General features: G+C 35.7%; 8 protein-coding genes. All 8 read right to left on the bottom strand.

Annotation, left to right across the window (positions count from 1 at the left end; all coding sequences use genetic code 11):
• Positions 1 to 129 precede the first annotated feature (129 nt).
• Positions 130 to 624 carry a YtxH domain-containing protein gene (locus HF969_RS08995; RefSeq protein WP_090290357.1) on the bottom strand — a complete coding sequence of 165 codons (495 nt, stop codon included), beginning with the start codon at positions 622 to 624 and terminating at the stop codon, positions 130 to 132.
• A gap of 224 nt (positions 625 to 848) precedes the next feature.
• A complete protein-coding gene (locus HF969_RS08990; RefSeq protein WP_090290358.1) occupies positions 849 to 959 on the bottom strand; it encodes an LPXTG cell wall anchor domain-containing protein in 111 nt (36 codons plus the stop codon).
• A gap of 87 nt (positions 960 to 1046) precedes the next feature.
• The gene (locus tag HF969_RS08985) at positions 1047 to 1982 is read right to left on the bottom strand and encodes an ATP-binding cassette domain-containing protein (RefSeq protein ID WP_090290359.1); all 936 of its coding nucleotides are present in this window, start codon (positions 1980 to 1982) and stop codon (positions 1047 to 1049) included.
• Positions 1972 to 3057 carry an ABC transporter ATP-binding protein gene (locus tag HF969_RS08980; RefSeq protein WP_090290360.1) on the bottom strand — a complete coding sequence of 362 codons (1086 nt, stop codon included), beginning with the start codon at positions 3055 to 3057 and terminating at the stop codon, positions 1972 to 1974. Before HF969_RS08980 ends, HF969_RS08985 begins: the two co-directional genes overlap by 11 nt.
• A gap of 12 nt (positions 3058 to 3069) precedes the next feature.
• Complete coding sequence (oppC, locus tag HF969_RS08975; RefSeq protein WP_090290361.1) at positions 3070 to 4005, bottom strand: oligopeptide ABC transporter permease OppC; 936 nt, start codon at positions 4003 to 4005, stop codon at positions 3070 to 3072.
• Entirely contained in the window at positions 4005 to 5501 is a 1497-nt protein-coding gene (locus HF969_RS08970; RefSeq protein WP_090290362.1) for an ABC transporter permease, read from the bottom strand. The genes oppC and HF969_RS08970 overlap by 1 nt, the downstream gene beginning before the upstream one ends.
• A gap of 72 nt (positions 5502 to 5573) precedes the next feature.
• Positions 5574 to 7712 carry a peptide ABC transporter substrate-binding protein gene (locus HF969_RS08965; RefSeq protein WP_090290363.1) on the bottom strand — a complete coding sequence of 713 codons (2139 nt, stop codon included), beginning with the start codon at positions 7710 to 7712 and terminating at the stop codon, positions 5574 to 5576.
• 480 nt (positions 7713 to 8192) lie between these two features.
• The gene (locus tag HF969_RS08960) at positions 8193 to 10133 is read right to left on the bottom strand and encodes a PTS fructose transporter subunit IIABC (RefSeq protein ID WP_090290364.1); all 1941 of its coding nucleotides are present in this window, start codon (positions 10131 to 10133) and stop codon (positions 8193 to 8195) included.

Below are 10133 nucleotides of genomic sequence, written 5' to 3'. Positions count from 1 at the left end.
CTCATTTTAAAAATAGAATACTTTTAATATCAAGATTGTATGTGTCAGGAAGAAAAGAAAAAGAGACCAAGCAACTATTCGTTGCTTAGTCTCCATAAGGGCATCAACCCTATTTGACATAGAGCCAAATTAATCTGTGGTAACTTCTTTTGATAATTCTATTGCAGTATCCGTAGTGTCTTCAATCTCATGTTTTAAATTGGCGAAACTTTCCAAAATTTCTTCAAAGGATTTTCCGATTTCCTCTTTTAATTCTTTTGCAGAATGAGCTAATACTTCTTTAAAATCAGCATCTTCGTTTTGATTAGCTAATGTATTTTGAGTCTCTTCGATTGAACTATACAATTGGTCTTTCAATTTAGAAAGAGAGGTTTTTAGTTCCTCCGTCGTTTCAGTAAATGAAACTTTAGCATCCTGACTTGCTAAAACAGCTACATCAGACAACTCTTGCCCCTTTTTAAGAGCTAACTCCTTATAAGACTCTAGTTGATCACGCGCTTCTAAACTGGTTTCAGATAAACGCTTACGATATTCTTCTGTTTTTTCGGGAAATAAATAATTAACTACGGCATATGCACCTGCTAAACCGGCTACAATACCGATAACTTTTTTTATTTTGGCCATAACTTCCACTCCTTAAATATTTTTTAAGAAGAATTCATTTTTAACGACCTTCTTAATATAAGAATATTAACAGATAATTGTACTAAGCTCAAATATTATGACTTATACACGTATATTTTACCGAACTTTTCATGGAAGATATGCTGCAAGTTTTTATCCATTAAATTATGAAATAGACTTAAAAACCCTGAACTTCTTTGCAGATAGTCAGGGCATATATAATATTAATGTTTCTTTTTATTCCCTTTGACAATAAGCGCTAAACCGCCAATTAAAGCAATCGCTGCGATCACAATTAAAAACCAAGTAGCCATTTCGCCAGTTTGTGGTAACATTTTTCTACCTCTTTCCTATATATTAATCTAATTTTACATCATAAAGTCTCAAAAGAAAAGTCGAGATAAACTCCCGACTTAAGGTTCCTAATGATACATCTTTTGATACTCCGCAAATTCAGCTTCATTACAATAAATATAATGTTCTGGGAGCACTTCACGTACTTTTGGTACATCCGTTGAATAATCATGCATCTCAGGATTATATACTTTTAATTTCACTTTACGAGCAAGCTCTGGGTCTGGAATTGGAACCGCAGAAAGTAAGGCTTGTGTATAAGGATGGATCGGATTGCGGAATAGTTCTTCCGTTTCAGCTACTTCAAGAATTCGTCCATTTCGTATAACCGCGATACGGTCTGATATATATCTAACAACAGATAAGTCGTGCGCGATAAAGATATACGTTAAACCATTTTCGCGTTGGAATTTACGTAATAAGTTAAGAACTTGAGCACGAACTGAAACGTCTAAAGAAGAGATTGGCTCATCCGCAATTACCAATTCTGGTTCCATAATTAAAGCTCGAGCAATACCAATCCGTTGGCGTTGTCCACCTGAGAACTCATGTGGATAGCGATACATATGTTCTGGTAATAATCCTACTTCAGTTAACATGTTTTCAACTTTTTGCAAACGGTCTTCTTCGCTTTCGAATAAATTAAAATTATATAAACCTTCTGAAATAATATATTCAACGGTTGCACGGTCATTTAAGGAAGCCGATGGATCTTGGAAAACCATTTGAATATCGCCAATTAACTCTTTACGCTCTTTTTCGGATAGTTTAGTATTGATTCGCTTACCTTTGAAAAGAATTTCTCCTCCAGAGGTTTTATTAATACCGTTAATTGCACGCCCAATGGTTGTTTTACCCGAACCAGACTCACCTACTAAAGATAACGTTTCCCCTTTATAAACATGGAAAGTTGCATCTTTAACTGCGACGAATTTATCTTTTCCTTCACCAAAGGTAATTTCAAGATCATTAACTTCAACTAATTTTTCTCTATTATTCTCCATTTGCTAACTCCTCTCTAAGAGCTGCATCTGCTCCGTGAACTTTCTTCAATTTTTCATGAAGATTATGGATAACAGAAGGTTTCTCAGCTTCCGGTGCCCGAGGATCTAATAACCAAGTCTTAGCGTAATGAGTATCTGACACTTTAAACATTGGTGGTTCGGCTTCATAATCAATTTGCATTGCATAAGGACTACGAGGAGCAAAAGCATCTCCAGCTATCTTAGTATATAAAGAAGGCGGAGTACCTGCAATAGAAAATAGATCTTCGTTCGGATTTGATAACTGAGGTAACGACGATAAAAGTGCCCAAGTATATGGGTGTCTAGGATCATAAAAGACATCTTCTACTGTTCCAGTTTCAATGATTTGACCTGCATACATTACGGCAACACGATCAGCTATTTGAGCCACAACGCCCAAGTCATGAGTAATAAAAATTGTAGTAAATTCATACTCTTTTTGTAAATCTTTTAATAATCTCAAAATTTGCGCTTGAATTGTTACATCTAATGCCGTTGTAGGTTCGTCACAGATTAATACTTTTGGTTTGCATGCTAAAGCAATGGCAATCACAATTCTCTGACGCATTCCTCCAGAATATTCAAACGGATAATCGTCAAAACGTTTAGCAGCGTCACGAATTCCTACACGTTCCATCAAATCAATGGCAATTTGTTTAGCTTCCGACTGTGAAGCTCCGCGATGTTTGGTAATTACTTCAGTAATTTGTGTACCAATTGTTAAAACAGGGTTTAGGGATGTCATTGGGTCTTGGAAAATAGTTGCCATTTCCCTCCCTCGATATTTCAACCATTGTTTTGGAGAATTAAAGTTTTGTAGCTCCTCTCCTTTATATATTACTTTTCCTTCTGCGATACTACCATTCTTTTCTAACATTCCAGTAAAGGTTTTAGTGAGAACGGATTTCCCGGATCCGGACTCTCCTACTAAAGCTAAAACTTCTCCTTCATAAAGATCTAAATCAATTCCACGAATAGCAGTTAACTGCGCATCACGCACTGTAAATTTAACAACAAGGTCTCGAATTTCCAATATTTTTTTCTTTTCTGTCATTTCAATGTCCTCCTATATATGGTTCTTAGGATCAGTTGCATCAGCTAATGCTTGACCCACAATGTAAAGAGAAACTGAAACTAAAGCAAGAACTGATACTGGTATCCAAAATAAGTATGGTTTTGAAGAAATATTTGTAGAATATCTATTAATTAAACCACCAAGTGAAACAACATCAGCTGATAAACCGACTCCAATAAAGGAAAGAAAAGTTTCAGTACCAATAAAAGCTGGCAATGTTCTAGAAACATCTGTTGTAATGATAGAGGTTAAATATGGCAAAATATTTTTGAAAATCATACGACTAGCTGGTGTTCCAAGTGTTCTTGATGCTAAGTTATATTCACGATCACGCATAATCATAACTTGAACACGAATAAAGTATGCCGTAAATATCCAAGAGGTTAAAGTCATCGCAAAGAGCAAATTCCAGAAACCATTTCCTAAAGAGTATGATAATACCATTACAATAAGTAGAAATGGAATATTTGCAAAAATATTATAGACTTCAAGCATGAATACATCTACTTTTTGCGACATTCCCCAGAAAGCACCTACAATTACACCAATAACAGTCGTAACTAAAGTTGCTAAGACAGTAATAGAAATAGACGTTTTTGCTCCAGACCATGTGGCATCAAATAAAGACTGCCCGTTTGCATCTGTACCAAACCATTGCTCACTGTTTGGTTCAATATATCGAGCCGAAAGGTCATTAATTTTTGCAGAGTTCATCGGATCATATCCTGAAAACATTGGTTGAATGAATGACATTAATAAAATTGCTGCTAAAATAACCAAAAAGAAAATAGCAACTTTATTCCTTCCGAATGTTCTCCAAACTGATTGCCAATATGAATATTTTGGTGTGTCAATTACTTCTGCCTCTCGTTCATTTGTTTCAATGAAGTGAAATGAAGCATCATTTACTTTTGGTTGTACTTCCATTATTTGTCCTCCTTAACTTCTAGGCGGATTCTTGGATCCACAAGGGTCATGGAGATATCACCTAATAAGATAGAAATGACCCCTAAAACTGAGAAAATAAAGACTAGACCAACAGTGATCGGATTATTATGAGCTGTGATCGCATCGGGCAACATTTTTCCCATTCCAGGAATGGCAAAAACCTTTTCTGTAATCAACGCACCACCGATTGATGCAATAATAGCTCCTGGAATACCATTAACTATTGGAATAATCGCATTCCTAAAGATATGTTTACGAGAAATTTCTGCTTCACTTAACCCTTTAGATCTTGCAAACTTAACGTAATCTGAGGATTGTTGATCCACCATATAACGACGAATCCACATCACGGAACCTGAGAGTCCTAATAACGCTAATATAATAACTGGCATAATATAAGATTTAATATTATCTGGTCCTAAAATCGGGAATAAATCGGGCAACCCAAAGAATTTATTACCAATATATCTTCCAAAGAATATAAAGGCTACAGAAGGAACTGAAATAAGCAGAGTAATTATAACTGTTCCTAGTTTATCAACCCATTGTCCTTTATAACGAGCCATAGCCATTGCCATTGGAACTGAAATCAAGTAAGTTAAAATAACAGCAACAACCCCGTTTCTAAAAGAAATCATCATCATTGACGGATCTTCATTTATAGAATAGGCACCAGCATAATTAGACCCTTCAAACATACGTTTTTCGGTCAAAGATAATTCGCTAGTTGGCTTATAATAACGAGAATATGGATTAATAGATGATTTGAACTCTTTTCCATCAGGTAAAACAATTTTTTCAGTTACTGTTCGCCCTTGCTTATGGGTAATTACGTCAACTACTTTTTGTCCAGCAAAAGTAGGATAAGAGACCCCTAAGTCCATTTTTAAAAAGTTTTGATGGATAAATGGAAATTTATTATTAAAATAAATTTGATAATAATATTTGGTTCCAGAACCCGTTAACGCCCATCCAACTGTCTTATCATGTGTTATTTGATAACCTCGCTTTAAGTCAGGATTTTCAGGGTCTTTTATGCGCCAAGGGTGGTCAATTTGAAGTAGATTTTTATAAAAATTAAGAACTCTTAATCCAATTGAAATTTCATTTGTAGCATAGTAACCACCTCCAATTGGAAGTTGACCAACTTCCCATTCAGTGTTTTTCTCTTTCCATTTTTCTATAATTGCTTGATTCTCAGGACTTTCTTCATTATTAAATTCAGGATAATCTTTCTGAACTTCCTTTTGAAAGTCTCTTTGATTTAAATAATTTATATAACCCATTCGGTCAAAAGCACTATTTTGATATTCTAAAAGTTGGTCTGGTTGAGATTTTAATTTACTAATTGCAGGGTCATCTTTGAAGATTGAATTTCTCGGCACTAGTGAAAAAATGGTTAAATACACTAAAGTAGTAACCATAAAGATCGAAAAAAGTGACCGAAGAATTCGATTGAATAAATATTTTTTCATTTGAATCCTCCTATAATAAATGAAAAAGGCTAATTTCTCAGCCTTTTTCATCTAAGATTACAATTTTTTTAACTATTCAGCAGTTTCTTCAGCCGTTTCAGTTTCTTCAGTTTTGTCTGCTTCAGAATCTTCTGTTTTTTCTGCTTCATCTTTCATTTCTTCAGATTCTTCACTTTCTGCAGATTCTTCACCTTCTGCAGATTCAGAAGCTGATTCGTCACTATCTTCTTTAGAAGCGTTACTTGAGATGCTGGATGCATCTAATTTATTAGCTGACCAATCATCATAAGCTGCTTGCCATTGATCTTTAGATACTGGTTCAGATTGAACTTTAAGGAATTTGAATCGTTGAGCTCCAGTACCTGCAAAAGCATATGGTCCTGAGAATGGAACAATGTTAGTAACACGTAACTGAGATCCTCCTGCACGAATTGGTAAAGCAATCGCTGCATCGGTTAACCAAGCCTGTGCTTTTGCATATGCATCGTAACGAGCATCTAAATCGTCGGTAATTGCTGCTGCCGCATTAACTAATTCGGCATATTCGAACAACCCTGAAGCTTCGCGTGCTTCAGCATATGGATCTTCTTGACCTTCTTTAAGCAGTGGATCAAATCCAATTGGCACTAGGAATGTACCGTTTGTTGGTAAATAGATATCTAAGAAAGTAGATGGGTCTAAGTAGTCAGGAATCCATCCAGATTCGTTAGTGATATCATAATCTACTTCTGCTGCAACTGTAGCATTAAATGTTGAAGCAAGATATGTATCTTGGTTGAGTAACACAGGGTTAATTATAACATTTTCTGCTCCTAGGGATTCTTCAATAGAAGCTTTCATTGATTTAGCTAAGTTAACTGATCTAGGAATTGATTCTAAAACTGGTAAATCTAATTGAATTGGGAAGTCTACGCCTTCTAATTCTGATTTAGCTTGTTCAATTAATTTAGCAGCTTTTTCTGTATCATAGAATGCATCTTGACCATCTTCAAGATTAATACCTTCGTATAATTCAGGATTTATTTCTTCTAAATGACGCTCTACAGCTTCACCAAATGATTCTCCATTTACCATAGCAAAGTCCGGAGCTACTAATGTGTTACGGATATCTGTATCAGCAAACTCTTCACCAAAGTCTTGCGTCATATAGGTATGCTTATCAAAACCAAACATGATAGCTTGACGGAAAGCTTTATTTAGAACAGCAGCATGTGTGTCTTCGTGTTGCTTATCGTTTTCTTTACCAGTAGCTTCATGCTTAATACGGTTTAAGTTAAATTGTAGTAAGAATGATGAACCTGGGCGTTGAGCTTGAGTAATATACTCACCTAATTCTTTTTGTACATCTTCATAAATTGGAAGAGTAGGATTTACACCAAATGCTGATACTGCACCATCCTTATAAAGACGATAGAAAACTTCTGGGTCTGAGTTGTCATTATAAGTATACTGTACTGAATCAATAAATACGTTTTCTAAATCCCAATAAGACTCATTCTTAACGTATTCAATTTGAGATTTTGCAGTTAAGTTAGCTAAAACGAATGGTCCATTATAAAGAATTGAAGCAGGGTCTAATGAACCAAAATCATCGCCAACAGAATCTAAAAATTCTTGATTAATTGGATAGAGAATACCATAAGTCGTTTTAGAGTTAAAATATGGTTCAGGTCTTTCTAGGGTATATTCAAGCGTATAATCATCAACTGCTTTAACGCCTACTTCTGCAAAGTCAGTAATCTTACCATTAATATAATCATTTAAGCCTTTAATAGAGTATTGAACAATTGGTAACATTTCTGATTGAACATCTACAGCGTGTTTTAAACCTGTTACGAAGTCATGAGCAGTTGTTTCTGCCACTTCGTTTCCGTTATTATCAACCCACATAACGCCCGGACGAATTTTGTAAGTATAAACTAAACCATCCTCTGAAACCTCATGCGATTCAGCAGCTGCAGGGATATAGTTTCCATAACGGTCATTTTCATATAAACTTTCGATAAAGTTTGTACCATGGTTCGTGTTAATATCACGCATTGAGAATGTATAGTCTAAAGTAGTAGGGTCAGTTAGATAAGTCGTTTTATATTCTGGAACCAAGTCACCAACCACTTCTGTTTGTGCAGAAGCTAGCATTGGAGCTGCTACCGAACCAAGTGTCAAAGCAGTTACAAAAGAAACAACTACTTTTCTTAATGATTTTTTCATTAATTTTCCTCCTTATAGATGTACGAAGCGACAATCAACAAAGTTTTTTGAGTATACTTCCCTCACTTTCAATAACTGTAATTGCTTACATTTTACCAATCGGTGAAAACGCTGTCAAGCTCTTTCACTATTTTATTAGCGTTATAAACTTTAAGCGTTTACAAGTCGGCTTCCCTCATTAAATAATGATTTTGAAAAATTCTAAATTAAATAAATCCAAAATTTTCTAATCATTCTCAAGTAAGTCAGAAAATGTTATCGTTTTCTAACTTCTTTCTCTAATATTATACAAACTCTTTGTTAATTTCCATAGGTTTTTGATTAAAATTTGATTTGGAAAACGTTTTATATTCTAATGTTCACTTGCTATTATTTTATTAAATGACTATTAACCAGGCTTAAGCAGAATTTTTTCTCACAATTTAATAATTTTTCCCTTATATTTATATAATGATTCCCAAGAAACCATTCTTTCACAAATCAATCTTTCATACGACGGGTTAAGTTAAGCAAAATAGCGGATAAAAGACTACCTACTAGCCATGACAATAAATACATTATTGGATTTGATACTCCACCCGCTGCAACTGCAAATATTCCTCCATGTGGGACAAGACTTACACAATTGAAGGCCATGGAAAGAGCCCCTGCTATGCCAGCACCAATAGCTAAACTAGGAATTACGCGCAAAGGATCAGCCGCTGCAAACGGAATCGCACCTTCCGTTATAAAACTAGCACCCATTGCATAATTTACGTATGCTGAAGACCGCTCTTGTTTAGTCCATGATTTTGGCTTAATTGTTGCAGCTAGAGCGATGGCCATTGGCGGAACCATTCCTCCGACCATTACTGCGGCCATTACATCCGAACCTGCACCTTGCGCTTGAGTAACCAATGCTGTACCCGTTACATAAGCCGCTTTATTAATAGGGCCTCCCATATCAATGGACATCATAGCGCCTACTACAAAACCTAACAGAATTCCCCATTCTCTCGGAATAGAATCAATAGCATTCATTAACCAGGTCATTACGGCGCCCATTGGTCCATTCACCACAAATAACATGAGTATTCCAATTATTAAGACACCTAATACTGGGAAAATAAAGATCGATTTCATGCCTTCCAATGATTTAGGCATCCACTTAAAGCAGATTTGCAATCCCTTAATAATCGCACCCGCAAGAAATCCGGCTATCAACGCTCCCAAAAAACCAGAAGGAACTAAATGTTCAAAAATACCTTGCTCAGAGTATGAAGATAATACACCTGGATTGGCAAAAACTCCACCCATTAGACCAACGATTAGACCTGGACGGTCTGCAATGGATTGTCCGATAAATCCTGATAAGATCGGGAGCATCAGTGCGAATGACATGCCTCCAACAGTTTTCAATATCTGTGCTAAAGGATGGTATTCTGAACTCGTTGGATCGGCAGAATTTATTCCCCAAAAGAAAGATAATGCAATTAGAATTCCTCCAGCCACAACAAAAGGCAGCATATGAGAGACGCCATTCATCAAATGCTTGTATATCTGTCTACCCATTGATTCATTTTCTTCTTGTTCTTGCCATTTTGGACGTTCTCCTTTAGCGTGATATATCGGAGCGTCTATATGGACTGCTCTTTCTATGAGTTTATCTGCCTTATTAATTCCCTCTGAAACGCTTGTAATAATTACTGGTTTCCCATCAAATCGCTGCATCTCTACTTGTTTATCAGCAGCAACAATAATTGCATCTGCCTTTTGTATGTCTGATCGGGTTAATTTGTTAGCAATTCCTGCTTGACCATTTGTTTCAACTTTAATAGTAATTCCAGCCTTTTGTGCTGCTTCTTTTAACTTTTCTTCTGCCATGAAAGTATGAGCTATACCTGTAGGACAGGCTGTAACCGCTAAAATATAAGAATCTAATTGCCCTGTATTATTTATACTCTTTTTAGTCTTTTGATCCTCTTTGTCTTCTTGAGCGTTTGAAAACAGATTAACCACTTCTTGTGCATGATTAACCGTCATTAAGTGTTCAATAACCCCTGGTTTCATTAACACTTTAGATAAGGAGGCAATGGTAGTTAAGTGCTCATTTGAAGAATGTTCAGGCATCAAAATCATAAAAATTAAGTGAACACCCTTCTCATCCATAGCTTCCCAGTTTATGCCTTTTTGAGAGCGTGCAAAAATAATAATCGGTTTTTTTATAGTCGAAGACTGCGCATGAGGCATCGCAACACCATTCCCAACACCCGTTGTCGAAAGTTGCTCCCTCTTTTTTAAAGCTTGAATTAATTCTTCAGGATCACTGACCCCACCGATCTGATCTAAATTATTAACAAGACTTTTTAATGCTTCTGATTTATTACGAACAATCAAATCAAGATCCATTACTTCAATATTAAGTAAATCTGAAATTTTCAT

It is taken from the genome of Facklamia miroungae (genome assembly GCF_012396555.1).
Taxonomy (GTDB): Bacteria; Bacillota; Bacilli; order Lactobacillales; family Aerococcaceae; genus Facklamia; species Facklamia miroungae.
The sequence above is the reverse complement of the archived record's forward strand: the minus strand, read 5'-3'. Positions and strand labels throughout refer to the sequence as shown.

What these genes read in the sequence shown, in the direction of transcription:
- HF969_RS08970 (WP_090290362.1), bottom strand. Translation starts at nt 5,501, where the DNA reads ATGAAAAAATATTTATTCAATCGAATTCTTCGGTCACTTTTTTCGATC.
- HF969_RS08960 (WP_090290364.1), bottom strand. Translation starts at nt 10,133, where the DNA reads ATGAAAATTTCAGATTTACTTAATATTGAAGTAATGGATCTTGATTTG.
- HF969_RS08965 (WP_090290363.1), bottom strand. Translation starts at nt 7,712, where the DNA reads ATGAAAAAATCATTAAGAAAAGTAGTTGTTTCTTTTGTAACTGCTTTG.
- HF969_RS08995 (WP_090290357.1), bottom strand. Translation starts at nt 624, where the DNA reads ATGGCCAAAATAAAAAAAGTTATCGGTATTGTAGCCGGTTTAGCAGGT.
- HF969_RS08990 (WP_090290358.1), bottom strand. Translation starts at nt 959, where the DNA reads ATGTTACCACAAACTGGCGAAATGGCTACTTGGTTTTTAATTGTGATC.
- oppC (WP_090290361.1), bottom strand. Translation starts at nt 4,005, where the DNA reads ATGGAAGTACAACCAAAAGTAAATGATGCTTCATTTCACTTCATTGAA.
- HF969_RS08980 (WP_090290360.1), bottom strand. Translation starts at nt 3,057, where the DNA reads ATGACAGAAAAGAAAAAAATATTGGAAATTCGAGACCTTGTTGTTAAA.
- HF969_RS08985 (WP_090290359.1), bottom strand. Translation starts at nt 1,982, where the DNA reads ATGGAGAATAATAGAGAAAAATTAGTTGAAGTTAATGATCTTGAAATT.